Annotated in this window: 22 protein-coding genes; 14 read left to right on the plus strand and 8 right to left on the minus strand. The window is 64.4% G+C overall.

The window, feature by feature from the left end; all coding sequences use genetic code 11:
- Nucleotides 1–40: 40 nt before the first annotated feature.
- Both AC1DEL_RS06120 and AC1DEL_RS06125 read right to left on the minus strand, forming a co-directional pair.
- A complete protein-coding gene (locus AC1DEL_RS06120) occupies nucleotides 41–610 on the minus strand; it encodes a DUF1439 domain-containing protein (RefSeq protein WP_092290567.1) in 570 nt (189 codons plus the stop codon).
- A 39-nt stretch (nucleotides 611–649) separates the two neighbouring features.
- On the minus strand, nucleotides 650–937 hold the full coding sequence (locus AC1DEL_RS06125; RefSeq protein ID WP_477125461.1) for a YkgJ family cysteine cluster protein: 288 nt from the start codon (nucleotides 935–937) through the stop codon (nucleotides 650–652).
- A gap of 248 nt (nucleotides 938–1,185) precedes the next feature.
- Here AC1DEL_RS06125 and AC1DEL_RS06130 point away from each other — a divergent pair, with 248 nt between their 5' ends.
- The 4 genes from AC1DEL_RS06130 (at nucleotide 1,186) to AC1DEL_RS06145 (ending at nucleotide 4,662) form a co-directional block, all read left to right on the plus strand.
- On the plus strand, nucleotides 1,186–1,944 hold the full coding sequence (locus AC1DEL_RS06130; RefSeq protein WP_477125460.1) for a TetR/AcrR family transcriptional regulator: 759 nt from the start codon (nucleotides 1,186–1,188) through the stop codon (nucleotides 1,942–1,944).
- Nucleotides 1,945–2,080: 136 nt separating this feature from the next.
- Entirely contained in the window at nucleotides 2,081–2,734 is a 654-nt protein-coding gene (locus AC1DEL_RS06135) for a protein-L-isoaspartate O-methyltransferase family protein (RefSeq protein WP_092290573.1), read from the plus strand.
- Between the two features lie 16 nt (nucleotides 2,735–2,750).
- On the plus strand, nucleotides 2,751–3,074 hold the full coding sequence (locus AC1DEL_RS06140; RefSeq protein WP_092290575.1) for a rhodanese-like domain-containing protein: 324 nt from the start codon (nucleotides 2,751–2,753) through the stop codon (nucleotides 3,072–3,074).
- Between the two features lie 136 nt (nucleotides 3,075–3,210).
- The gene (locus AC1DEL_RS06145) at nucleotides 3,211–4,662 is read left to right on the plus strand and encodes a TolC family outer membrane protein (RefSeq protein ID WP_441645189.1); all 1,452 of its coding nucleotides are present in this window, start codon (nucleotides 3,211–3,213) and stop codon (nucleotides 4,660–4,662) included.
- A 13-nt stretch (nucleotides 4,663–4,675) separates the two neighbouring features.
- On the opposite strand, the gene AC1DEL_RS06150 is transcribed toward AC1DEL_RS06145, so the two are convergent.
- From AC1DEL_RS06150 to AC1DEL_RS06170, 5 genes are all read right to left on the minus strand, one after another.
- Nucleotides 4,676–5,983, minus strand: coding sequence for an O-antigen ligase family protein (locus AC1DEL_RS06150; protein ID WP_477125459.1), 1,308 nt, complete (start codon nucleotides 5,981–5,983; stop codon nucleotides 4,676–4,678).
- An 87-nt stretch (nucleotides 5,984–6,070) separates the two neighbouring features.
- Nucleotides 6,071–6,868, minus strand: a complete 798-nt coding sequence (locus AC1DEL_RS06155) for a DUF4377 domain-containing protein (protein ID WP_477125539.1) — start codon at nucleotides 6,866–6,868, stop codon at nucleotides 6,071–6,073.
- Nucleotides 6,869–6,984: 116 nt separating this feature from the next.
- Nucleotides 6,985–8,259 (minus strand): lipid IV(A) 3-deoxy-D-manno-octulosonic acid transferase, encoded by a 1,275-nt coding sequence (gene waaA, locus AC1DEL_RS06160; protein WP_477125458.1) that lies wholly within the window; start codon nucleotides 8,257–8,259, stop codon nucleotides 6,985–6,987.
- Nucleotides 8,259–9,359: a lipopolysaccharide heptosyltransferase I gene (waaC, locus tag AC1DEL_RS06165; protein WP_477125457.1), complete on the minus strand. Its 1,101-nt coding sequence runs from the start codon at nucleotides 9,357–9,359 to the stop codon at nucleotides 8,259–8,261. The genes waaA and waaC overlap by 1 nt, the downstream gene beginning before the upstream one ends.
- Nucleotides 9,340–10,725, minus strand: a complete 1,386-nt coding sequence (locus tag AC1DEL_RS06170) for a phosphomannomutase/phosphoglucomutase (RefSeq protein WP_477125456.1) — start codon at nucleotides 10,723–10,725, stop codon at nucleotides 9,340–9,342. Before AC1DEL_RS06170 ends, waaC begins: the two co-directional genes overlap by 20 nt.
- A 434-nt stretch (nucleotides 10,726–11,159) precedes the next feature.
- On the opposite strand from AC1DEL_RS06170, the gene AC1DEL_RS06175 reads away from it, so the two are divergent.
- From AC1DEL_RS06175 to AC1DEL_RS06190, 4 genes are read left to right on the plus strand one after another with little or no spacing between them, the layout of a single operon-like run.
- A complete protein-coding gene (locus AC1DEL_RS06175; RefSeq protein ID WP_477125455.1) occupies nucleotides 11,160–12,476 on the plus strand; it encodes a sugar transferase in 1,317 nt (438 codons plus the stop codon).
- Nucleotides 12,477–12,513: 37 nt separating this feature from the next.
- Nucleotides 12,514–13,644, plus strand: coding sequence for a glycosyltransferase (locus AC1DEL_RS06180; protein ID WP_477125454.1), 1,131 nt, complete (start codon nucleotides 12,514–12,516; stop codon nucleotides 13,642–13,644).
- A complete protein-coding gene (locus AC1DEL_RS06185; protein ID WP_477109803.1) occupies nucleotides 13,629–14,867 on the plus strand; it encodes a lipopolysaccharide biosynthesis protein in 1,239 nt (412 codons plus the stop codon). Before AC1DEL_RS06180 ends, AC1DEL_RS06185 begins: the two co-directional genes overlap by 16 nt.
- On the plus strand, nucleotides 14,849–15,985 hold the full coding sequence (locus AC1DEL_RS06190; RefSeq protein ID WP_477125453.1) for a glycosyltransferase family 4 protein: 1,137 nt from the start codon (nucleotides 14,849–14,851) through the stop codon (nucleotides 15,983–15,985). The genes AC1DEL_RS06185 and AC1DEL_RS06190 overlap by 19 nt, the downstream gene beginning before the upstream one ends.
- Here the strand turns inward: AC1DEL_RS06190 and AC1DEL_RS06195 are convergent.
- Nucleotides 15,951–17,015 (minus strand): MraY family glycosyltransferase, encoded by a 1,065-nt coding sequence (locus tag AC1DEL_RS06195; protein ID WP_441645180.1) that lies wholly within the window; start codon nucleotides 17,013–17,015, stop codon nucleotides 15,951–15,953. The genes AC1DEL_RS06190 and AC1DEL_RS06195 overlap by 35 nt on opposite strands.
- Before the next feature lie 237 nt (nucleotides 17,016–17,252).
- Here AC1DEL_RS06195 and AC1DEL_RS06200 point away from each other — a divergent pair, with 237 nt between their 5' ends.
- The 6 genes from AC1DEL_RS06200 to AC1DEL_RS06225 are packed head-to-tail and all read left to right on the plus strand — an operon-like array spanning nucleotide 17,253 to nucleotide 23,725.
- A complete protein-coding gene (locus tag AC1DEL_RS06200) occupies nucleotides 17,253–18,302 on the plus strand; it encodes a glycosyltransferase family 4 protein (RefSeq protein WP_477125452.1) in 1,050 nt (349 codons plus the stop codon).
- Nucleotides 18,299–19,453 (plus strand): glycosyltransferase, encoded by a 1,155-nt coding sequence (locus AC1DEL_RS06205; protein ID WP_477125451.1) that lies wholly within the window; start codon nucleotides 18,299–18,301, stop codon nucleotides 19,451–19,453. The genes AC1DEL_RS06200 and AC1DEL_RS06205 overlap by 4 nt, the downstream gene beginning before the upstream one ends.
- Entirely contained in the window at nucleotides 19,450–20,274 is an 825-nt protein-coding gene (locus AC1DEL_RS06210; protein ID WP_441645177.1) for a glycosyltransferase family 2 protein, read from the plus strand. Before AC1DEL_RS06205 ends, AC1DEL_RS06210 begins: the two co-directional genes overlap by 4 nt.
- Nucleotides 20,265–21,500, plus strand: coding sequence for an MATE family efflux transporter (locus AC1DEL_RS06215; RefSeq protein ID WP_477109800.1), 1,236 nt, complete (start codon nucleotides 20,265–20,267; stop codon nucleotides 21,498–21,500). The genes AC1DEL_RS06210 and AC1DEL_RS06215 overlap by 10 nt, the downstream gene beginning before the upstream one ends.
- A complete protein-coding gene (gene wzy, locus AC1DEL_RS06220) occupies nucleotides 21,493–22,845 on the plus strand; it encodes an O-antigen polysaccharide polymerase Wzy (protein ID WP_441645175.1) in 1,353 nt (450 codons plus the stop codon). The genes AC1DEL_RS06215 and wzy overlap by 8 nt, the downstream gene beginning before the upstream one ends.
- Nucleotides 22,826–23,725, plus strand: coding sequence for a glycosyltransferase family 2 protein (locus tag AC1DEL_RS06225; RefSeq protein ID WP_477109799.1), 900 nt, complete (start codon nucleotides 22,826–22,828; stop codon nucleotides 23,723–23,725). The genes wzy and AC1DEL_RS06225 overlap by 20 nt, the downstream gene beginning before the upstream one ends.
- Nucleotides 23,726–23,732 lie beyond the last annotated feature (7 nt).

Raw genomic sequence — 23,732 nt, forward strand, 5'->3', positions numbered from 1 at the left:
GGATGCGCGAACCCTCGGCATTATTATTGGGAAACCGTGTTTACGGACGATTAATCTTGACGTTGATGCCGTCCGGCAGGACCGTGATTGTACCGGGCTCCGCCGGCGCGCCAGCCAGCCGCAACTGCTCCGGCTTGAACGTATACAGCGGGTAGCCCTGCAACAGCTGCTCGGACAGGATCCCGCCCAGCGCATTGAGCTGACGCGAGAACTGTGCCGGCATGCCCTGCACGTCGAACTGGCGCACCTCGGGGTCCTGTAGCACCAGCGAGTGTGACGGCGGGTCGTAGCGCAACGCGCTGTCCAGCGCGAAACGGCCGGTCAGCGGCTGGCGGAAGAACAGCCGGTTGTCGATGGTGGCGTCGAACTGCACGGTCACGCGGTTGCGCGTGGGGTCCAGCGCCAACTGCGGGTTGGCGAGCTGGATATCGAACAACTCCATATAGCGCTTGTTGAACGGAAACTTGCGTTCAAGCGCCGACTGAAGCTGGCTTTGCGAGAACGTGTATTCGTTCATGAACCCACTGCAGGCCGCCAGCCAGGCGGTGGCGGCAGTTGCCGTGGCGATGCCTGCGGCCGCCAGCCAGCGCCGGCGTGTCATCGCGATCATCGTAGAACCTCCAAAAGACGGGCTGCGGCCTGATGCCAGTCAGGCGGCAACGGTGGATGGCGCGGTCAGCGCCTCGAGCCGGGTCAGCCAGTGCAGCGCCGCCTCGCGGGAGTTGCCACACATCTCGGCCGACGGGCGCAACCCGCCGCAGAACGCGGGCCGTTCGGGCTGGCCGAACACCGCGCAGCGCATGTCGGGCAGCAACTGGGCACAGGGCTGCCCCGCCGGCTTGCCGTGCGGCATGCCCGGTAACGGCGACGTGATGGACGGCGCGATGCAGCAGGCGCCGCAACCATCGCGGCAGGAAAAGTCAGACTGGCAGGCCATGCTCAAGGTTCAGGCGCAGATGTCGTCATGCAAGACATCGGGAAAGGTACGCGAAAGGCGTCATTCTGCCTGAGCCGTCCCGTCCAACCTGCAACAAAGCGCAACCTGCGCCGGATGCGTCACAATGCGGGATGGTGCTGGCTTGACCGCTCAAGACCGCTCCTCTACATTACTGACCCACAAGTTATTTAATTTCGATGCGGCGCCGCCACGCGGACGTGCGCCGCCGTCTCGCGTATCCCTGCCCTGTGACCGCACTCTCGCCCAAGAAAGATCCCGACGCGCGCCGGTGGCACCGGCGCAAGGCCGCGCGCCCGCAGGAGCTGGTGGCGGCCGCGCTGGAATTGTTCGTGGAGCGCGGCTACGCCGCGACCCGGCTCGAGGACGTTGCCGCCGCCGCAGGTGTCTCGAAAGGCACTGTTTACCTGTACTTCGCGAACAAGGAAGAGCTGTTCAAGACCGTCGTGCGCGAGAACATGGTGCCGGCGCTGGCCCGGGGAATCGATCTGGTCGAGACCTACGAAGGGTCCACGCCCGAACTGTTGCGCGAGCTGCTGCTGGGCTGGTGGGGCCTGATCGGCGCCACGCGCGCCGCCGGGCTGACCAAGCTGATCATGGCCGAATCGGGCAATTTCCCGGACATCGCCCAGTTTTACCAGGACGAAGTGATGGGCCCCGGCGACGAGTTGTTCGCCCGTGTACTGGCCCGGGGCGCGGCGCGCGGGGAGTTCCGTGAGACCCCGGCAAACCCCGCCACCACGCTGATCTGCGCCCCGCTGGTCTTCCTGATGCTGTGGCAGCGCGCGTTCAGCCAGGTGGCGGTGCAGGAGATCGATCCGGCGGCGTTCGTGGACCAGTTGATCCAGATGCTGCTGTTCGGCCTGACCACGGGCGCGGCCCGGGACACGCCGCTGCCGGCGAAGTCCGGCCCCTGGGTCTGGGAACAGATCCGGGATGAAATGTTGGCCGCCCAGGCGGCCGAGCGGGCTGGCGGCGAGGACAGCTGAGCGCCGGCCCTGTGCCAACGCGCAACAACTGGCCCCGCGCAAGTCGTTGCCAATAATCTGTAAACATCCTGCGGCAGTCCGCAGGGGTAAAATGGCGGGCTCTCCGCAAGCACTGGAATTGGAAGGAAAAGGCAAGATGGATCTCGAAAAAGCCCGCTTCAACATGATCGAACAGCAAATTCGTCCGTGGGACGTGCTGGACCAGGAAATCCTGGACCTGCTGGCCGTGGTCAAGCGCGAGCAGTTCGTGCCGCAGGCATACGCCGCGCTGGCTTTCGTCGACATGGAGATCCCGCTGCCGGCCGGCCAGAACATGCTGGCCCCGCGCGTGGAAGCCCGTCTGCTGCAGGACCTGAACGTGCGCAAGCATGAGAATGTTCTGGAAATCGGCGCCGGCTCCGGCTACATGGCCGCCCTGCTGGCCAACCGCGCCCGCCACGTGCTGACCGTGGAAATCGTGCCCGAGCTGGCCGAACTGGCCCGGCAGAACCTGGCCGCCGCCGGCGTGAGCAACGCCGAAGTGGCCGAAGGCAATGGCGCCGAGGGCTGGGCTGCCGCCGCGCCGTACGATGTGATCTGCGTGTCGGGCTCGGTGCCCGAGATTCCGCAGGCGCTGCTGTCGCAGGTCAAGGTGGGCGGCCGCATCGCGGTCATCGTCGGTGACGCGCCGGTGATGGAAGCGCGCATCATCACGCGCACCTCGGAATCCGGCTACCAGTCGGTGAACCTGTTCGAGACGCTGGTCAAGCCGCTGCAAGGCGCTGCCCAGCCGTCGCGGTTCCAGTTCTGAGCCGCCGGGAGCCGCCATGCAGGTCATTACTGCCCCCGAACTCGCGCAATGGCTGGCTGACGCCGGCCGCGCCAAGCCGGTGCTGCTCGATGTGCGCGAGGATCTCGAGATCCGCACCGCCGCGATGCCCGGCATCACCCACATCCCGATGGGCCAGATCCCGGCCCGCCTCGGCGAACTCGACGATGAAGCGCAGATCGTCTGCATCTGCCACCACGGTGCGCGCAGCATGCAGGTGGCCAGCTTCCTGGAGCGCCAGGGCTACGCCAACGTCTACAACCTGACTGGCGGCATCCACGCGTGGTCCACGCAGGTGGACCCGTCCGTTCCGCAGTATTGAGGGAGGCGGCCCGGGCGATGTCCGGGCCCCGCCGTCACGCTGAATCCCGAAGTCCCGAAGTCGCTCGCCTCAGCAGTATCACCCGTAGACCAACAAGAACGATGGCCGCGCGCGCGCTGGCCGAGCTGGAGATGTCATGAGTTTCGCGCTTCTCGCCGTGCCCGGTGCAGCCAGGAAACCCCTGGCGCTCGCCGTGTCCCTGCTGGCCCTGCTGCATGTTCCGGCCGCTGCGGGGGCGGACCTGCTCCAGGTCTACCGCGATGCGCAAGCCAATGACGCCCAGTTCGCGAGCGCCCGCTCACAACTGCTGGCCACGCGCGAGCGCCTGCCCCAGGCACGCGCCGGCCTGCTGCCGCAGGTGCTTGGCACGGCGGGCGTGCAGCGCACCATGGCCGACTACAGCTCGCCCGTGGACGTCACGCGCTACTTCAACGCCAACACCTGGGCGCTGCAACTGACGCAGCCGCTGTTCCGCTGGGATCGCTGGGAAACGTACAAGCAGGGCGAACTGGCCACGCTGGCCGGCGAAGTCACGTTCCAGCAGGCGCAGCTCGACCTGATCACGCGGGCCTCCCAGGCCTATTTCGACGTGCTGGCCGCGCAGGACAACCTGTACCTGGCCGGCGCCCAGAAGAAGGCCATCGGCGAGCAACTCGAGCAGGCCAAGCGCAATTTCGAGGTGGGCACGGCCACCATTACCGATGCCAACGACGCCCAGGCGCGGTACGACCTGGCCACGGCCACCGAGATTTCGGCCCGAAGCGCGCTCGAAGTGGCACGCGCGTCGTTGCAGCAGATCACTGGCAAGCCGGTCGACGAATTGATGGGGCTGCGCGCCGAGGCCGCCATTCCGGGCCCGATGCCCGCCGACGTGAACGCCTGGGCCGCGCAGGCGGAGCAGACCAATCTTCAGGTCGGCGTTGCCGGCTACAACCTCGAGACCGCCCAGCGGGAATCGAACAAGGCCCGGGCCGGCCACCTGCCGTCCGTCGACCTCGTCGCGTCGTATGGCTATACCAATGCGCAGGGCACGGCGACCCAGCTCAGCAATGTCGGCAGCCGCTACAACTCGGGCGTGGTCGGCGTGCAACTGAGCATTCCGATCTACGCCGGCGGACAGATCCAGTCGCGCGTGCGGGAGACGCTGGCGCTGGCCGACAAGGCCGCCAGCGACCTCGAATTCGCGCGCCGCACGGCTGCGCAGACTGCGCGGCAGACGTACTCGGGGGTGTCCAACGGGCTAGCGCAGGTCAAGGCGCTCGAAGCGGCCGAACGCTCGGCACAGAGCGCGGTGGAATCGAACCAGTTGGGCTACGAGGTGGGTGTGCGCATCAATATCGATGTGCTGAATGCCGAGGCGCAGCTGTTCTCGACCCGCCGCGACCTGGCCAAGGCCCGCTACGACACGATCATGAACGGGCTACGCCTGAAGGCGTCGACGGCGGTGCTCAGCGAGGAAGACGTCGTGCAGATCAATACGCTGCTGACGTCGGTGCCGGGCACGATGTACAAGCTGCCGGAGAAGGCGCGGGTGGGGTCGGCGCCGCTGCCATCTCCATTGCGCCGCGGTAGCCGGAACCCCTCCTGAAAATCAAAGACGCTCAGACACTGCTGGCACTCATCCGACGCGCGCCCGCCGATGGTAGCGTCGCCGGCGCGCTTTTGGCCGGAAGGGTGCGAGTGGCGTAGGCCTCACGTCCCGCCAACCCCAACAACAGGCCGATCAGACCAGCGTAGAAGACCACGTTGGCCTGGTGTGCCATCGTCACTTGGGTCAGCCCCGAGATCAGCGACGCCATCACTACGCCAAGGCAGGCGCACGCCAGACTCACGCCACGGTCGCTCTGGTTGGCACGGCAGCGTCGCAGCGTCGAGACTGCAATACCCGCCGGAACCAGAAAGAGTCCGAGGAACGTCACCAGCCCTGGCACGCCCGTGGTCGACGCCGCTTCGACCATATCATTATGTGCATGTTCGAGCACACAAACCATGGAGGGCTTGGTGCGGCCATCACAGTAGGGCGACGCACGCAGGACGCGCGCAAACTGGCCTATGCCGATACCCGTCCACGGATGGTCCTCGAAATAGGCTAGGCCGATTTCCCACATCTTGAGCCGTGCCCCGACCGACGACTCGGCGTTACCCTGCTCGAACTTGTGGATTTCGACGAACGCTTGGTCCACTCGCTTCGCCACGGGGCTATGCGGCACCAAGTATGAACCGGCCACCAGCCCCCCGATCGCCAACGTGGCGACGAGGAACATTCGCGCGCTGAAGCGCTGGTAGCGCACCAGCAGCAGCGGAAACAGGGTCACGAGCATCGCGATCATTGCCCCGCGCGTGCCGTTCATCATGAGGATGGACACCGCGCAGAAGACATTGAACCAGGCGGCGGCATGGTCTCGCCGGCTGTCTCCGGGCCGGGCAAACCCGACGAGCGCCAGCGCAGCCACCATGTTGGCGAACGCGATCGGCTGTACCCACGCCGAGGGGCGGGAGTCGGCCAGCCAGAAGTACTGGTACGCAATGATGAGCAGGGCCAGGAATAGCGCCACAGTAATGCCCTGCCAGAGCCGCTCCGGATTCGGCGCCACGCGGACGATGACCCAGCAGGTCAGCACCACGAGCAGCGCGCGCGATGGATTGTCGATCACGTTCCACGGCGTGTCGTGATAAATCTTCGAGGCGACGCATACTGCCATGAATGCCAGCACGGCAATTGCCAGCGGCCGCAGCACGGAAACATGGTCGCGCCAGGCACGGCCCATCTCCCGCCATCCAGCAAGGGCCAGCAGGCAGACGCCCCCCAGAAATACCCCGGCCCCGTGTGAAACGCACAGGATCAGGATAGGAAAGGCGAAGAGTAGGACGTCGGCGAGCGTGGACAGCCGATTCTTGCGATCAAGCATAAAAACCCTGCAATACGAGTCACCCGAGGTGGCTTGCGGGTCAGTCGCCCCCAAGCTTGGTCCGGCATTCTAATCGATCCGTATGGATCACCCCCCGCGCTTGCGCTCCTCCACGCTCAACAGCTGCCAGCGGATGGCCGACGCGTCGGCTGGCGGATTCGGCACCTGGTACTCGCGCACGCGCAGCTTGTAGCTCACGCCGGATTCGAAATCCAGGCCCTCGATCGGCCCGTGCCAGAGCTGCCACGGGGCATCGGGCGATTCGCGCCAGCGGTAGCACTGCATGCGGCCCACGCCCGAGCACTCCACGCGCTGGGAGTCGATATAGACGATTTTCTCGTGCCCCGCGGCGGCGTCCGCCTTGGCGCCGCGCCGGCCCACGCCTTCCCGTTCGACGAATTGCAACAGATCGCCGTCAGCCGTCTTCCAGATGATCTGGCGCCCCGTGGCGCCGGCGGACGGCTGCGTGCCGACCGTCGTAAAGGGCGACTGCATGGCCTTCAGCAGCGCGCTCTCCACCTCCATCCGCACGCCCGGGCAGGCCATACGCGTGCCGGCGATGCGGTCAAAGCGGATGCCGGCGCTGGTCTTGCCATAGCCGCCGGTGAAGCGGTTACAGCCGCTGGTGCCGCTCACGGTGCCTTGGGAGGCATCAATGCCATCATTGAATTCGAAGATGACCGGCTGGCCGTTGTCGCCATGCGGAATGTCACGGACTGTGCCATCGGCGTTCTGCCAGCGGATCAGTTCCCAGCGGCTCGGGCCGCCGGAGCGGGTCTCGTTAAGGCTGGCGCTGGCCGATGGCTGGTCGGGCGCCGGGCCGGTGGCGCAGCCCGCCACCGCCGCCACGGCAGCCAGCATCAATGTGGCGAAACCACCACGCATGGAGAAGGGATGTTGCATCGATCGAGCTCCTGGTTGCGCATGCCGCGCTAAAGCGGCGGATGTCGCACTTTTCCTCACTATGCAACCAGTGTAGACGCCCGCGTGGCGCCTGTATGTCAGCGCAACACTGGCGCGACGGATGCCAAAGTGCGCTGCGTGGCACCCCGATGCAAGCCGGCGAACGTCAGCGCATGGGCACGCATGTCGGCCAGACGCGCTTCGTCGGCCAGCACGGCCGAGGCGGCGGCCATCAGGGCGTCGGCGTCGGCCACGCGCAGGCAGGCGCCGGCGGCGATGGCATCCTCGGTGGCCTGGGCGAAGTTGAACGTGTGCAGGCCCATCAGCACCGGCGTGCCGACGGCGCAGGACTCGATCAGATTCTGTCCGCCGAGCGGGATCAGGCTGCCGCCGATATAGGCGATATCCGAGGCGGCGTAGTACATCGCCATCTCGCCCATCGAGTCACCGAGCACGATGTCGGCGGTGATCGGCGTGTCCAGGGTTTCCACGTCCAACTGGCTGCGGCGCTGCACGCTGAAGCCGGCGCGTGTGGCCAGCGCCGCCACCTCGTCGAACCGTTGCGGATGGCGCGGTACCAGCAGCAGCGCGGGACGCGCCGCGCCGGGCCAGCGCGCGAAGGCCTCCAGGATCAGCGGCTCCTCCCCTTCACGCGTGCTCGCGGCGGCCAGCACGTGGCGGGCGCCGAACGCCCGGCGCAGGGTCTGGCCACGCGTGACGCCGGCCTCCGGCGGCTGCATGTCGAACTTGAGATTGCCGGTCACCTGCACGGCTTTCACGCCGAGCGCGCGATAGCGCTCGGCATCGCCAGCCGTTTGGGCCAGCACCGCCGTGAAATCGTTATATAGCGAGGCCGCGGCGCCGCCGAAGCGCGCCGTCCGTCGATAGCTGCGCGGCGACAGCCGGGCATTGACCAGGAACAGCGGCACACCTACCTGGCGCGTGACGTGGACCAGGTTCGGCCAAACCTCGGTCTCCATGATCAGGCCCGCCTCGGGCCGGAAGTACGCCAGGAAGCGGCGCACCAGCGCGGGCACGTCGTACGGCAGGTAGCACTGCTGCACGCGTGGGTTGTCGCCATAGAGCTGCTGGCCAGTCTGGCGGCCGGTCGGCGTCATATGGGTCAGCAAAATACGATGGCGGGGATACGCGGCCAGCAAGGCGTCGAGCAGCGGCTGCGCGGCGCGCGTCTCGCCGACCGACACCGCATGGACCCAGAGCCACGGCCCGTTGGCCGACAGCCCAGCATATCGGCCAAGCCGCTCCCCGATGTGGCGGCGATAGCCAGGTTCCTTGCGCGACCGCCAGACCAGACGCAGCAGCGCCAGTGGGAGGATCACCCCCCACAGCAACGTGTAAACCAGACGAAGCATCAGGCAGGCACTCCGCGTACCCGCGCGGCGGCGGCGTAGACCTCGTCGACGGACGGCACGATGCCGTCGTCGCCCACATTGGCGATGCGGTCGGACCAGTAGCCCTCGGTCTTCCAGCGCCAGGTGGCGGTGTAGATCTCGACAGTGGGCCGGCACAGCGCAGCGGCGATATGCACCAGGCCGGTGTCCACACCGATGACCACTTCGGCCCGATTGATCAGGCCAAAGCCCTGCATGACCGAGAAGCGCGGCAGCACCTGCGCGCCGGGCATGCCGGCGGCGAGCGCCTCGGCATCGCGGCGTTCGGATTCGCTGCCCCAGGGCAGCAGCACGGTCAGGCCCTCGGCATGCAACTTCTGACCGAGGGCATGCCAGTTCGCCACGGGCCAGCGCTTCTTCGCGCCGGCCGTGGCATGGAAACAGACCGCGTACCGAGGCGGCAGCCCAGCCCAGAGCGGATCATCGACATGCAGCGAGGTCACCGCAGGACCGAAGAAGCGCGGCGGCTCCGGCGGCGTGCCGCCCGTGAGCGCGGCACCAAGCAGACGCGAGCGCCGCACCGAATGGGTCTGGCGCGGCACCTTGACTGGCGCGGTATAGAACAGGCGCGATGCCGGCTCGTAGCCGGAGCCCTGCGTGGCATTGCCAAGCCCGATCACGGGCGCGCCAGCCGTGCGCGCGGCGGTGCGCGCCACGATCGCGGTCTTCAGCAGGCCTTGGGTCTCGAGCACCGCGTCATAGGGCCGCGCCCGGATCGCGTCGCGCAGCGCGCCGACTTCGGCCCAGGTGCCGCCCTGCCAGAACCGCTTGCGCCAGCGGCGCAGCGCGAACGGGATCACGCGGTGGACGTCCGGCAGCAGCCGCACCAGGTCGACATAGCCCTCTTCCACCACCCAGTCGATCTCGGCATCGGGCCAACGCGCGCGCAAATCGTGGATGAGGGGCATGTTGTGCACCACATCGCCCAGCGACGACACCTTGACGACCAGGATGCGCGGCCGGGCCGGCAAGGCGAACGGCGATGTCACGACCAGCGGCGCGGCCGGGTTCGACGTGGCGGCGCCGGCCGGCTGCCCCACCTCAGAACGGGAGCTTTGCATCCGGCTTCTCGGCCAGGATCACGCGTTTGAACTCGGCCTGGATGCGCGCCAGCGCGGCATCGTTATCGGCTTCGAAACGCATGACGACCACTGGCGTGGTATTGGACGGACGCGCCAGGCCGAAGCCATCGGGGTACTCCACGCGCACGCCGTCGATCGTGATGACTTCGCGCGCGCCCTCGAACTTCGCATTGGCGCGGATCTTGTCGAGCAGCGTGAACGCCTCGCCTTCGGCACACTTCAGTTGCAATTCGGGCGTGCAGTTGGAGTTCGGCAGCGCGTTCAGCACGGCGCTCGGGTCGGCGTGGCGCGACAGGATTTCCAGCAGGCGCGCGCCCGTGTAGAGGCCATCGTCGAAACCGTACCAGCGGTCCTTGAAGAACACGTGGCCGCTCATCTCCCCGGCGATCGGCGCGCCGGTTTCCTTGAGCTTGGCCTTGACCAGCGAATGGCCGGTCTTCCACATCAGCGGCTCGCCGCCGTGGTCGCGAATCCATGGCGCCAGCTTGCCGGTGCACTTGACGTCGTAGATGACCTGCGCGCCCGGGTTGCGCGAGAGGATTTCCTCGGCGAACAGCATCAGCTGGCGGTCCGGGAAGATGACCTCGCCATCCTTGGTGACCACGCCGAGGCGATCGCCGTCGCCGTCGAAGGCCAGGCCCAGCTCGCAGTCGGTGTCGCGCAGGCACTGCATCAGATCCTGCAGGTTCTCGACGTGGGCCGGGTCCGGATGATGGTTCGGGAAATGGCCGTCGACATCGCAAAACAGCTCGACGACCTCGCAGCCGAGCGCCCGGAACAGGTCGCCGACGAAGGCGCCAGCCACGCCGTTACCGGCGTCCAGGGCGATTTTCATCGGGCGGGCCAGCTTGACGTCGCTGACGATACGGTCGAGGTACTGTTGTCGGATATCGACTAGTTTGTATCCGCCACTGCCCTGCGTGTACTTGGCGGCCTCGATGCGCTGGTGCAGCGCCTGGATCTGGTCGCCGTAGATGGCCTTGCCACCGAGCACCATCTTGAAACCGTTGTAGTCGGGCGGATTGTGGCTGCCGGTGACCATGATGCCGGACCCGGCGCGGCGGCCGTCCAGCTCGATATTGGTGCCGAAGTAGACCATCGGGGTGGCGACCATGCCGAGGTCGATCACATCGACACCGGCAGCGCGCAGCCCTTCCACGAGTCCGCCGAGCAGATCCGGGCCGGACAAGCGCCCGTCACGGCCCACGACGACGGTTTTCTCGCCAAGTTCGACGGCGGCGGAGCCAAAGGACAGGCCGATCTGGCGGGCGACCTCGGGCGTCAACGTCTTGCCGACGATGCCGCGGATGTCATAGGCCTTGAAGATTGAGGGGTCAGTTTGCATGAGCGTTTCGATGGTTGAATGGGGAATTCTCTACGCGTCTCGGGATCGCTGACACGATGTCAAGGCAACATTGTGCCGGATTGCGGCGGCGCGGCAACTGGCCTCCAGAAACTTTGGGAGAGCCAAAACGCAATACCAATGTACGGCAGACCACACTGGCGATGCATTTTGATGCACTCCGGGCGGCATCGTGCATCGTCCCAGTTATAATCGTGCGCCTCCCTTGAGGAATCCGACGGTGTGCGCTTGCGCGCGCTACGCAAGCGTCGCGCAACCGCCACCCACTTGTGTACGTTCGTCCACTCGACAGCGCATCATAACGCGTTGCCGCAGCGCGCTTCCGGCATCGAAATGCATCGCTGCCGGGGCAAGCCGAGGCATTCCGATAGTTAACGCAGAATGCCATGCGAGCGGACGTATGGCCAAAAAGACGAATGACGAAAATCAACAGCGTATCCCGCTCCAACGAAGTTGTGCGCGCCCGAGGATCCGAAACCATGCGGCGCGCCAGTCGTATGATGGGCTGGGCGCTCTTGGGCCTTTTTCTGCTCGGGCTCGCCATCCTGGCCGTGGAGTCGCTACGGCAGACCGGAGTGGTCACCGTATTGTTTACTCGCACGCTGGCATGGTCGGGCGTGGCGTACCTGTGCGCGTTCGCCCTGATGCTGCGTTCGTTGCATCTGCCGGCAGTCGAGGGGAACAGCCTGGTCGGCCTGTCCGTGACCCTTGCCTTCGTGATCCTCCTGGCCGGTTTTGCCGTACTGCGGGTGGAATACTCGCGCGTGGCGCTCGTGATCAGCTACTTCGCCACCCTGGTCTGGACGTGGAGCGGCTACCGACTGTTCGTCAGGAACTACGTGCCAGTCTTCGGCTATTCCGACGAGGGGACGCTCGCCCAGTTGGAGAAGATCCTGAACATGCCTGGTGCGGCACCGCCTAGCGCAAACCGGTTCGAGCACATCCGCTCCCTGTTCGAGGCCACGCGCTGCGATGCCCTGATGGTGGACCGCAATGCCACGGCCGACCCGGAACGGACCCGCCTGCTGTCCCAACTCAAGCTTTCCCACGTCCGAATGTACTCGGTGGAACGCATTGGCGAGATGCTGACGGGGCGCGTCGGGCTGGCACATATCGATGAGAATTTCCTTGACGACTATGCGAAGCACTACTTCTATGGCTTCTTCAAGCGGCTGCTCGACATCGTCGCCGTGATTGTGCTTTCGCCGCTGGCCCTGCCGCTTAGCGTGCTGGTGGGCCTGGCGGTACGGCTCGAATCGAAAGGCCCGGCGATATTCCGTCAGACCCGCGTCGGCGTGTTCGGCCGCGCGTTCGTGATGCTGAAGTTCCGCAGCATGACCACCGACGACGATGCGCCTGCCCAGTTCGCCAAGCGGCAGGACCCGCGCGTGACGCGCGTGGGCCGGGTCATCCGGAAGTACCGGCTCGACGAAATTCCCCAGCTCTGGAACGTGCTGAAGGGCGACATGAGCCTGATCGGCCCGCGGCCCGAACAGGTACCGATGGTAGACCAGTTCTCGCAGAGTATTCCGTACTACCCCTATCGCCATCTGGTGCGCCCAGGGCTGTCCGGTTGGGCACAGGTACAGCAGGGTTACGTCGGCACACACGAGGAAACGGTAACCAAGCTCAGCTATGACCTTTACTACGTCAAGCACTGCTCGTTCGCACTGGATTTCCTGATCGCACTCAAGACCTTGCGGACGCTGCTAACCGGCTACGGTGCACGTTGAGTTCGAAGCTCCCGCTCCAGCCCTTCCGTCTCGGGCCATGCGCATCCTGCTGATCACTACCGGCCTGCGGATGGGTGGCGCTGAACAGCAGGTTGCAGCGCTGGCTCGGGAATTCCTCGCCCGGGGGCATCAGGTGGGGCTGATCAGCCTGACGCCCGACTGCGAGGTGCCGATGCCCGATGCAGTAGAACGGCTGATGCTCGACGTCCACAAGAACCCGCTCTCGATGGTCCAGGCCCTGCGCACTGCGCAACGCTTTGCCTTGCAATGGCGGCCGGACGTCATCAGCGCGCACATGTTCCACGCCAATATGTTTGCGCGTCTCCTGTCGCGGTTCGCCCGAATACCGCCGCTGGTCTGCGCGGCGCACAGCTTTTCCGAGGGCGGACGGCTGCGCATGTGGCTCTATCGGCTGACCAGCCGGTGGTGCACGCTGACCACCCAGGTCAGCGAAGCCAGCCGCGCAGAAATGATCCGCTTAGGCGCGGTCCGCGCCGACCGTGTACGTGTGATGTACAACGGCATCGACACCGACAAGTTCCGGCCCGACCCCGCTCTGCGTGCCAGCACGCGCGCCCGGCTCGGGCTCGACGCGCAGACGCGGCTGATCCTGACGATCGGACGCCTGGCCGCCGAGAAGGCGCAGGTCATGCTGATCGACGCCTTCGCGCGCATGGACCGCACCACGCCAGCACGGCTGCTGATCGCCGGCGACGGCCCGCAGCGGCAAGCGCTAGCGGCCCGCATCACCAGACACGGTCTAGGCGACACCGCCGCGCTGCTGGGCACGCGCCGTGACATCCCCGCCCTGCTCAATGCGGCCGATCTGTTCGTGCTGTCGTCGCGCGTGGAAGGCATGCCGCTCGTCATTGGCGAGGCCATGGCGTGCGGGCGACCTGTCGTCGCCACCGCCGCGCCGGGCGTGGCGGAACTGATGGGCGACATCGACACCGTCGTGCCAATTGACGATACGGATGCGCTGGCTGCCGCCATGCGCGCCGCGCTTGACCAGGACGGCAGTAGTGATGCCGCCACCACTCGCCGCGAACGCATCATCACGCATTTCGGCATCGAGGCCGCCACCGACCGTTGGCTGGCCCTCTTCGAGCAGCTGTGTCCGCCGGCCGGCGCCCGCCCTGGGCCGGTTCGCCCATGCGCCGACGCATAGCGAGCAACGTCAGCCTGATGCTGCTCGACCGCGGCGCGCAGGTCCTGGTCGGGCTGGGCGTCGTAGCAATCCTCGCGCGCGCGCTCGGCACGGAGAACTTCGCCGCGTTCCAGTATGCGCAGTCGATCGTCTTCATCGGGGCATCCGTGGCGCTGATCTGCGGTGGCGAGGTCGTGGTGCCGCGGCTCGTGGCGCTGGGGGACGCGGCGGCCCAGCACCGGCTGCTCGCCCATGTATTCCGACTGCGCTGGCTGGCGGCTTGCGGCGGCTACCTGTTGGTCGGCGCGTTCCTGGCGGCCTCGCCGCATGCGGGGCCGAGCTGGGGCCCCGCGCTGATCCTCGGGCTTGGCATCCTGCTGCGCGAGCCGTCGGGCGCCGTCATCGCCTGGATGCAGGCCCACACGCACAACCGCCCCGGGGTATACGTCAACCTGGCCTCGCTGACGCTCAAGGCCGCCGCCGTGGGGGCGCTGGCGTGGGCCGGCATCCACGCGGCCAACGCCTACGCGCTGGCGGTGGTGGCCGAACCGGTACTGGCGGCGCTGCTGCTGGCGTTGTATTACCGCCGGCGCATGCCATACGGGCGAGTGCAGCATGACCCCGCGCTGACGCGCCAGCTGTTTCACGATGGCTCGCTGTTCTGGATCAGCTTTATGCTGATGATGGGGGCGCGGCGCGTGGACCAGTTGCTGCTCCGCCCCCATGTGCCCACGACCGAATTCGCGGCCTATGCAGCCACGGTGCAGATCGTGGACAACTTCACCACCGTGGCCACAATTCTGGCCAGCGGCATTGCCCCCCTCTATATCTATGCGCGCGGCGAGTGCGGCGCCGCCATCCGCAACATCCTGAAACTGGCGCTGCTCCTGACAGCCCTGGGCGTCCTCGGCGCTGGCGCGCTGATCGGGCTGGCGCCGTGGATCGTGCACTGGCTCTATGGCGCGGCGTTCGCCGAGGCGGCGTCGCTACTGCGGCTGGCGCTGATGGTATCGCCGCTGGTCTTTGCCGATGTCGGCTTGACGGTGCTCGCCGTCTATCTGCGCCGGCCACGCTGGATCGCCATCAAATGGGGCATCGCCTGTGCCGCCACAATCGCGGTGGACTGGATCGCCATTCCGCACTACGGCGCCGAAGGTGCCATCCTCGGTTACGCCGTTGCCAGCGCGATCACCACGCTGTTCGGGCTGGGCATGTGGTGCCACGCATGGCGGACGGTTCGATGACGTGCCGCCCGGTGGTCTGCTTCCTTACCGGCACGCTCAACGCACTGGCCGGGGCGGAACGCGTGACGGCGAGCATCGCGAGCGCGCTGGCAGCACGCGGATATCGAATCCACGTGCTGAGCCTGTGGGATGAGACCAGTGCCTTTCCGCTGCATCCGGCCGTCATCCACAGCACCCTCTTCCCAGCGCGCCCGTCGTTCAAACGCCAATATGTGGCTACAGTATGGCGCATTAGGCGCTTTATGACCGAGCATGATGTCGACGTGCTGGTGGAGGTGGACCCGATGCTCACGCTGTTCACCCTGCCAGCATTGCTTGGCAGCCGCACCCGCCGCGTGGCTTGGGAGCATTGCCACTTCGACGAAGATCTCGGCAAGCCAGCGCGGCGTATTGCCCGGCGGCTGGCGGCCCGGACGGCTGCGGTGGTGGTGGTACTGACTGACCTCGACCGCCTGCGTTGGCGCGCAGCCATTCGCCATCGGTTCCAGATTGCCGTGATCGCCAATCCGCTGCCGTTCGACCTTCCGCCGGCGATGGAAGCCCTAACGCAGGCGCAAACAGTGCTGGCGGTCGGCCGGTTGGTGGAAGCCAAGGGCTTCGACATTTTGCTGGAGGCGTGGGCGATAGTGGCCAGGGAGGCGCCGGACTGGCGGCTGGAAATCGTCGGCGAGGGGCCGGCGCGGCCGACGCTCGAGGCGCTTGTCGTGCAGTACGGCATCGCCGGGACGGTGTCGATGCCCGGGGCGCGCACCGACATCACCTCAGCCTACCAGCAGGCGGGCGTGTTCTGCCTGAGTTCACGCTATGAGGGTTTCGGTCTGGTCCTGCTCGAGGCGATGGCGTTCGGCCTGCCAGTGGTGGCAAGTGCCTGCGAAACGGGGCCGAAGGCGCTGCTCGTGGAGGGGGGAAATGCGGTGATGGTGCCACCGGAGGACGGGCCGGCGCTGGCACGGGCGCTGCTGCGGGTGATCGGTGACCCCAATCTCCGGTGGCAGCTCGCCAAAGGTGGCAGGCTGACCGCAGAGGCCCATACGATCAACCGGATCGTCGACCAAAAATGGGAAGCGCTGCTCCGGGGAGTGGTTACCGGGAACGGAGACGCCTCACCCAGCGAATGACAACCCACGCCCGCTGCATTATTAGAAGGTGGATGCCAGTGAACACGAGAAACGCGGCGAAGATGATGGAATCCGGTACGCCCTGCTTCCAGGCGACCACGCCAAGCAGGCCCAGCAGAAAATTGCCTATCAGCAGAAACCAGACCGCCAGTTTGCTGCTCAGCCCCATTCTCAGAAGCAGGTGATGCAAGTGTGTTCTGTCCGCCGCCAGCGGGTTTTTGCCCTGGATGGCGCGGCGCAGGACCACGGCCAATAGGTCCACCAGAATCAGTCCGACCACCCATAGCATGACCGCAGGGGGTACGTGGCGGCCGGCATTGTATTCCTTCTGAGACAACTCCACCGCAAACCAACTGATACCATAGCCGAGCAACAGGCTGCCGGCATCGCCAAGGAAGACCAATCGCTGCCGCAATGGACTCGGCATGTTAAACAGTAGGAAGCCGGCAATGGCGCCGCAGATCAGCAGGCAAATACGGTACGCGCCGGGGTTACCAATATCATGGGCAAGCCATGCGAACCAGCCGAACACGATCAGCGATAAGCCACCGGCCAGCCCATCCATGCCATCGGTCATATTAATGGCGTTAACCACCGCGAGGATCGCCAGCAGAGTCAGGGGAATGCCCCAAGCATAGAGAATGACGTCGCGCTTGTTGAGGAGGTCGCCGAGCGAGTGTAGGTACACCTCGCCCCAGGACGTCATCAGGATGGCAGCCGTGAACTGGAAGGCCAGCTTGCTCAGCGGCGGGATACCGTTCAGGTCGTCGAACAGCCCGACCAGCGCCAGCAGAGTCAGGCCGACAAAGAGCGCGTTGTAATGATCATAGCCGCGCACGAACATCGCGGTGCCCACCCAGATCGCGATCAGGATGGCGATGCCGCCCACGAGCGGCGTCGATCCCTCATGCCGCTTGCGGCCACCAGGGTGGTCCAGCAGGCCGCCGCGCGTAGCAAGGGGGCGAAGAATCAGCACAGCACCTGCACTCAGCATTGCCGAAATCGCAGGAAGCCAGAAAAGTTCGAACATGGAAACTCAAAAATTGATCGGGGCGAAGGATAGCGCAGTGGTTCGCGTAGAATGTGCCGCGCCGCAGCGCAGACCGGGCCATCTTGTGATCACGCTGCTTCGCATTCCAGCCGTTGCCGGGCACGCGTACTCCTGTCCGGCGGCAAGCCGTTATTAGACTTCACGTAATGACGCTCCGATAGTGGGGCCAGCCCTTGGCGTTGTGCAAACCACAATGGCACGACACCGGTACCGTTCATGCTCTTGCCTATCTATCTCGTATCGCGTAATGGAGTCCAAAACACCGGCGGCGTGGAACGCGTCGTGTCCCTGCTCCTGAATGACCTGACCCAGCACGGGGCCGACGTTACGCTCGTCGACGAAACTCAGGTTTTACCACAATTCCTGCGCACCAAACGCCTGGCACAGTTTACCTTTCCGATCGCCGCGTCGCTTTGGTTATGGATAAAACGATTATGCGGTAACCGTTTTCTTACAATTTCAAATTCATCCTATACGCCATTTTTTCCCGCTGACGTGGTCATCGTACACGGTTCGGCGGCCGGTTATATCCAGGCGCTCGCGGCATCGGGAAACCGGTTCCTGGGCATGCGGGTGCTCGCTCGACTCGAGGCTCTGACCATGCGGCGTGCGCACCGGGTGGCGTGTGTGTCGGAAGCGGTGCGCGACCTGTGTGTGGATCTGCAGGGAATTCCGGCTGAAAAGTGCATCATAATTCATAATGGCATCGACGCCTCGGTGTTCCACGCCCAGCCCAAGTTCACCGACAGGGTAGTCCGCCTCGGCTTTGCCGGCCGGCTCGAATACGGCAAGGGGCTACCCTACCTGATCGACGTCGCCCGCTGGGTCGGCGGCCAATCCGACGTGCGGCTCGTCATCGCGACGATGAGCGACATTCCAGCCGAATTGCGGGATTTGCAGAATGTCACGATCGTCCCCGGCCTGCCGCCGGAGAGGATGTCGGCGTTCTACGACGATATCGACGTGTTTGTCTTTCCGTCACTGTTCGAAGGCTTCGAACTGGTCACGCTCGAGGCGCTGGCGTCGGGCGTCAGCGTGCTGGGCACCCGTGTTGGCGCCTGCGATGTATTCCTGCGCCGGAACGTGCCTTGGGTCGGCGAACTGCCGACAGACAGTGCCGCATTCTTCAGGCAAGCTTCTGCGATTTTTACCCGGCTGCGCGCGCAGAACGATCCGCCCGCCATGCACGCGTTCATCGCCAATTCCTTTTCCACCCAGCGCTTCTGCGACCAGATACGCGCGCTGCTCAACGCCACACACTTGTGAAAGTCTTGCTGATATCGCCCAACGGATTGCAGGAGCTTTCCGGCGGCGGACTCTATTTGCGCTCGCTTGCGGGAGCGGTCTGCGCCGTAAGCGGCGTGACCGAGGTCACCATCGTTAGCAAGGATATGGGGCCCGAGATGGCCTTCGTGCCGCCCGCCCACTGCCGCACGGTCTATCTCCGGAAGAACAAGGTGCGTGACATCCTGGCGCGCACCCGGCTATATCCGACTTATCTGATCACCTACCTTTCCCGACTGGTCCGGCATGCCCGCGAGGCGGACATCGTGCTGTTCCACAATTCACGCTGCGGGCTGCTGATGGACATCATCCGGCGTCGCGTGCCGGGAAAGACCTATGCGATCCTGAGTGATAACGTGGAGGCCGAACTGCAGCGCCAGCACCTTGCCGGGAATGTGTTACGGCAAGTAAGTCAAGCGGTGGATTTGTGGCTCATTCATCGCGCCGAGGCGCCGTGTCGTTCGGCCGACTTCATGACATTCATTACCGAAGCGGACCGCGCGCTGTTCGGCAGCCACTTCGGCCACCCGGCGCGTACCGGCGTGCTGCCGATTTCGCTCTCTCCAGGCGACACGTCCGCACGGGGTGCATCGAGCGACGTGCCGCAAATCCTGTTCACGGCCCACTTCGGCTTCGCGCCGAACCAGACGGCGCTGCGTCATTTTGCCGACGTCGCGGCGCGCTACCGCGAGATCGGCGCTCGGCCGGCCACGTTCGTGGCCGCCGGGGCCCGCGCCGCCGAAATGGCTGCGCCCTATCCACAGTTAGAAGTGGTGGACACCCCCGCGCCAAATACCATGGCGGCCACTTTTGCCCGGGCGACCCTCTACGCCGCACCGGTTAGCTGGGGCAGCGGCATGAAGACCAAGGTTGCGGAAGCACTGTCGTTCGGCATCCCAGTCGTGTGCATGCCGAACGCGGCCGTCGGCTATGAAACCGCGTTGTCCGACGAAAGATATCGCGAGGCCATTAGCGTCGTCGAAACCGAACAAGAGATGGCGCAGACGCTTCACAGAATTTTACAAACCCAGGATCTTGCGTCACTTCGCAATATCGCTTTGGCCGCATTCAATGCCTTATACTCGCAGGCATCGCAGACTCGGCGGCTTGAATTGCTACTTTTCGCACAATGATTACATCGAGCGCGAGACCCCTGGTCAGTATCATTACGCCAGTACATAACGACGGGAGATATATTGGCGCCACTGCCAATTCGATCCTGCAACAAAGCCTCGGCGATTATGAGTGGATTTTGATCGACGATGGCTCGAATGGCGAGACCGCTGAGGTACTCGCCCGCCTTGCCGCGTCCGATGCACGCATTCGGATAATCACAAATCCCGTTGCATATGGTCCCGCCAAGGCCCGAAATATCGGCATCGCTGCAGCTCGGGGGGATTACGTGGCATTTCTCGATGCCGACGACATCTGGGATGCCACCAAGCTGGAGCAGCAGGTTGGATTCATGCGCGACCATGCGCTCGATTTCAGCTATCACGACTATATTCCGTTCGAGGACGGCAGCGGCCGCCCTCTCTCCAAGATTTGCGGGCCGGACCGGTTGACCCTGTTTACCCATAATGCCCGGCGCGGCGTGGGCTGCCTGGCGGTAATGCTCAAGCGCAGTATCGCTGGCGACGGCGTGTTCCCGGCAATGCCGCCCGGCCTCGTGGCCGAGGATTTCGCGGCGTGGGCAATTCTGATCAAGGGCGGGCTGCGCGGCGAACGGCTGCCAAAGGCGCTCGCCTGGTATCGTGTGCGCAAGCGTTCGTTCTCGTCGAACAAGGTGCGTTCGGCGAAGTCGGTATGGTTCATCATGCGGACGATGGAAGGCTTCGGCAAACTCACATCGACGTTCTTCCTGGCGAGCTTTCTCTGCACCGCTATGGCGTCGCGCCTCGCTGCCCGCGTTTTCGGACCGAACCAGACGCTGACGTCGCCTCCATGGCATTGAACGCGCTGATTTCAGGTCTGGGCGTTCTCCTTAAGCTGATTTGCGGGCTGGCTGCCAACAAGATCCTGTCCACACAACTGGGCCCGGCAGCCTTTGGCACGTGGGGCAACGTGTTCAGCCTGGCCACGCTTTACACCACGTTTTCGAACGGCGGAATCAGCCAGGGCCTGATCGCCCGGCTGTCCTCGCCGGGCCGGACAGACCGCGCCCGCGCGACCTGGTTGTCAGGCGGCATGCTGTTCGTGCTCGGCATGCCGTTGCTGATCGCCGTCTGGCATGCCGGTTTCCGTGAATTGAACATCGTCAGCGGCGCGGCGTGGCTGACGCCGCTGGCCGCGCTGGTGCTGGCGGTAGTCGCCGGCTTGGCGCTGCACATCCAGGCAGCTTTGCTGTCCCAGGGCCGCTCCCGTCTGAATGCGATGGTGGTGGCGCTGTCGGGTCTGCTGGCGTTGGCGAGCTATTGGACTTTCGTCCAGACCGACTCGGTGCAGAGCGCCGTGCATGGGCTGCTCGCAGGCTTTGGCGCCACCCTGGCGGTGTGGCTACTTGTGGCTGCAGCAACCGGTACACGTTGGCTGGGCGGCGTGCGTCCGAGCCGGGAGGCCCTCGCGGCCGCCTGCTCGCTGGCACCCTACGTGGCTATCGCGCTGGCGCCGGCAGTGGTTGGCACCGCCGCGGTCATCGCCGTTCGGGAAACCATCGCCATGCGACTCGGCTTGGACGCGGCCGGTTTATGGCAAGGCATGTTTCGGATATCCGATGCAGTGATGGCCATGGCACAGGCAGTGGTGGGCTTTGTCCTCCTTCCGGAGGTGTTTCGTAGCGAATCGCCACACCGTACACTCAGGGGCCGATTGCGTGGCTATGTCTTGCTGGTCGCAGCTGGCGGCGCGTTAGGGCTGTTGATTCTAGCGTTTGGTGCCGACCGGATTGTAAGGCTGCTGTATTCCGATCAGTTCGCTAGTATCGCGCCGCTACTGTGGATCGAACTGCTTGGCGATGCCATCAAATGCCTGGCTATGCCATTTGTCGCGTTTTTTATTTATCAGCGAAATTTGCGTTATTCGTGGATTCTTGAACTGATGTTCTCGATCTGCTTTGTATTGGCCACCTATGTGCTCACCGGTATCGCAGGTCTGGCTGGCGCCCCGATCGCTTATGTACTCGCCAACCTGAGCCTGCTGCTTACCGCTTTTGTTATGTTCTGGAGGACACGGGATGCCTGATATGCTTTTGATTGCCACGCTGGCGATGGCCATGGCCAATCTGGTCAGCGGCGCCTTCGGCAGCCTGGACGTACAGGCGCCGATTACCGCACTGTCGCTTCTCGTCTGTATTGCACGGGCTAGTCAGGCCTCATCGAGCCGGATCAACCCAACTAGCCTGCTTTGCCTCACGACGGCCCTGTTTCTGCTGAGCCGGTTCGTGATTACCTATTTCTTCGGCTGGGCCGATTATCGATATGGCGACTGGTTCCTGATGGGCCCAATGGACGACGCCATGTTGGCCCAGGCATTGGCCGCGATCTCCCTCTTCCTATGCGGCATTGTGCTGACGGCAGGCAAACTGGGAGAATTTCAGTTGAGGCACGATGCGGCGCTGGGCCGCTTTGCACTCGGTGCTGGGCTGCTGTTGCTGCCCTTCGCCACGTACCGGCTGTATGTCAATCTCAACACCTGGAAGAGCGGCGACTACCTGTCCATGTACAAGTATGGCGGCCCGGGGGGCCTGCTGTACGCGCTGGGCGGCTGGATGATCCTCTGCGCGTTCGCCTACCTTGCGTCGCGGCCGACGCGGCGCCAAGCGCTCGTCGCCTACGGCCTCGGCCTGCTCCTGTGTGTGATGGAAATGTTCAAGGGTGCTCGCGGGATTCCCATGGCGCAGATCCTTTGCCTGACCTGGCTCCTGATTTCCACGCAGGGTATCCGCGTCTCAGGTTGGAAAACGGTGGCCGCCGGCGTCGGCCTCGCCGTGCTCGCCGACATAGTAGGCCGCGTCCGCATAGGCATGCCGATCGGAACAGTCTTCTCCGCTGACCCCTTCGAAACGCTCTTTGGCTTCTTCTACGGCCAGGGCGTGTCGCTAATCTTCGTTGTTTCCACAATCAAGCACCTTGGGCAGTTCACGCCAGTGCTCGACGGCCTGAATTCGACCTTTGCCCTGTTCATTGATGGCTACCATCGCTTTTTCGGCGACATGGCCGTGGTCCAGACCATCGACTTCGCCCATCACACCACGAGTCTCGCACACCGTATCTCGTTCATCGTCGATGCTGAGATGTACCTGAACGGCAAGGGCATGGGCGGTTCCGCCGTCGCTGAGTCCATGCTTTACTCGGAACTGTTTGGCCCACTGATTGCCGGTCTCTTCACCGGCGGCTGCCTGCGATTCCTCTACCAGGCAGCGAAAGCTTCTCCTCGTGGATTGTTCGTTTTTGCCGCCACGCTCCCCTTTTTCCTACTGTTACCGCGCGAGAACCAATTCTTCTTCTTGGTCCCGCTGTTGAAGGCCATGCTGTTTGCCGGACTCGTATTCATCATTGCAAAGGTCCATGCCAGAGAACCAGCCTAAAGTCACTGTTGTCATTCCGACCTACAAGCGCTCGCATTTGCTAGCTGAGACAATCCCGACGTATCTGCAGGCCGAAGTGGCGCAACTGGTGCTCGTGGATGATTGTTCGCCCGACGATACACCGGAAGTGGCGCGTCAACTCATGCGGCGCTACCCGCGGATCACGTATCTTCGTAACGAGGTGAATAGCAAGCAGACGACTTCAAAGAATCGTGGCAAGGCGCTGGCAACTACCGAGTTCGTCTACTTTGGCGACGATGACTCTTGCCTGAGTCCCGGTGCACTTGACATTCTTCTGAGCACGGCAAGAGAGACGTCAAGCGATATCGTCGGCGCCTCTGCACTGTATCTGCGTGATGACCAGGATAGCGAAAGCGCGGTCATCGCACGCCGAACGGTAGCGACCGAAGTAGACGATGTGGTGAATCTCAGCCGACTTCAGTTCGACTTTGCCGCAAACGCCGCGCGTCCGCTGAAAGTGCCTGTGTGCCACGCATCGTTCTTGATCCGCGCTGATGCAGCCAAGGCCCTGGACTTCGATACGGGCTATATCGGCAACTGCTATCGCGAAGAGACAGACTTCTTGGTGCGCTGCCGTGCGCGCGGGTTGACCATCACCTATGAACCTCGCGCCCTACAAATTAACTTGCCCCCATCCCAAGCGACAGGCGGCGCACGCGGACGGGGCCGGTTGTCGTATGAGGCCTATGCGCTCTATAACACCGCGCGGTTTCTGTGGAAGAATCGGAAAGTACTGAAACACGCAGATGCTCGATGCAACGCGCTGCTGATGCTGTGCTGGTATGTCGGCGGGCGCACAACTGCGGCATTTGCACGATTGTATGGTGCGGTATTCCGGAAGCTGCACAGGCATGCCTGAGTACAGG

It is taken from the genome of Cupriavidus sp. 10L43_2, assembly GCF_056395265.1.

Coding starts and splice junctions, on each gene's coding strand:
- waaC (WP_477125457.1), bottom strand. CDS start 9,359: ATGCAAAGCTCCCGTTCTGAGGTGGGGCAGCCGGCCGGCGCCGCCACG.
- AC1DEL_RS06150 (WP_477125459.1), bottom strand. CDS start 5,983: ATGCTTGATCGCAAGAATCGGCTGTCCACGCTCGCCGACGTCCTACTC.
- AC1DEL_RS06225 (WP_477109799.1), top strand. CDS start 22,826: ATGCCAGAGAACCAGCCTAAAGTCACTGTTGTCATTCCGACCTACAAG.
- AC1DEL_RS06195 (WP_441645180.1), bottom strand. CDS start 17,015: ATGTTCGAACTTTTCTGGCTTCCTGCGATTTCGGCAATGCTGAGTGCA.
- AC1DEL_RS06185 (WP_477109803.1), top strand. CDS start 13,629: ATGCGCCGACGCATAGCGAGCAACGTCAGCCTGATGCTGCTCGACCGC.
- AC1DEL_RS06215 (WP_477109800.1), top strand. CDS start 20,265: ATGGCATTGAACGCGCTGATTTCAGGTCTGGGCGTTCTCCTTAAGCTG.
- AC1DEL_RS06180 (WP_477125454.1), top strand. CDS start 12,514: ATGCGCATCCTGCTGATCACTACCGGCCTGCGGATGGGTGGCGCTGAA.
- AC1DEL_RS06175 (WP_477125455.1), top strand. CDS start 11,160: ATGACGAAAATCAACAGCGTATCCCGCTCCAACGAAGTTGTGCGCGCC.
- AC1DEL_RS06200 (WP_477125452.1), top strand. CDS start 17,253: ATGCTCTTGCCTATCTATCTCGTATCGCGTAATGGAGTCCAAAACACC.
- AC1DEL_RS06155 (WP_477125539.1), bottom strand. CDS start 6,868: ATGCGTGGTGGTTTCGCCACATTGATGCTGGCTGCCGTGGCGGCGGTG.
- AC1DEL_RS06125 (WP_477125461.1), bottom strand. CDS start 937: ATGGCCTGCCAGTCTGACTTTTCCTGCCGCGATGGTTGCGGCGCCTGC.
- AC1DEL_RS06120 (WP_092290567.1), bottom strand. CDS start 610: ATGATCGCGATGACACGCCGGCGCTGGCTGGCGGCCGCAGGCATCGCC.
- AC1DEL_RS06190 (WP_477125453.1), top strand. CDS start 14,849: ATGGCGGACGGTTCGATGACGTGCCGCCCGGTGGTCTGCTTCCTTACC.
- AC1DEL_RS06210 (WP_441645177.1), top strand. CDS start 19,450: ATGATTACATCGAGCGCGAGACCCCTGGTCAGTATCATTACGCCAGTA.
- AC1DEL_RS06145 (WP_441645189.1), top strand. CDS start 3,211: ATGAGTTTCGCGCTTCTCGCCGTGCCCGGTGCAGCCAGGAAACCCCTG.
- AC1DEL_RS06140 (WP_092290575.1), top strand. CDS start 2,751: ATGCAGGTCATTACTGCCCCCGAACTCGCGCAATGGCTGGCTGACGCC.
- wzy (WP_441645175.1), top strand. CDS start 21,493: ATGCCTGATATGCTTTTGATTGCCACGCTGGCGATGGCCATGGCCAAT.
- waaA (WP_477125458.1), bottom strand. CDS start 8,259: ATGCTTCGTCTGGTTTACACGTTGCTGTGGGGGGTGATCCTCCCACTG.
- AC1DEL_RS06170 (WP_477125456.1), bottom strand. CDS start 10,725: ATGCAAACTGACCCCTCAATCTTCAAGGCCTATGACATCCGCGGCATC.
- AC1DEL_RS06135 (WP_092290573.1), top strand. CDS start 2,081: ATGGATCTCGAAAAAGCCCGCTTCAACATGATCGAACAGCAAATTCGT.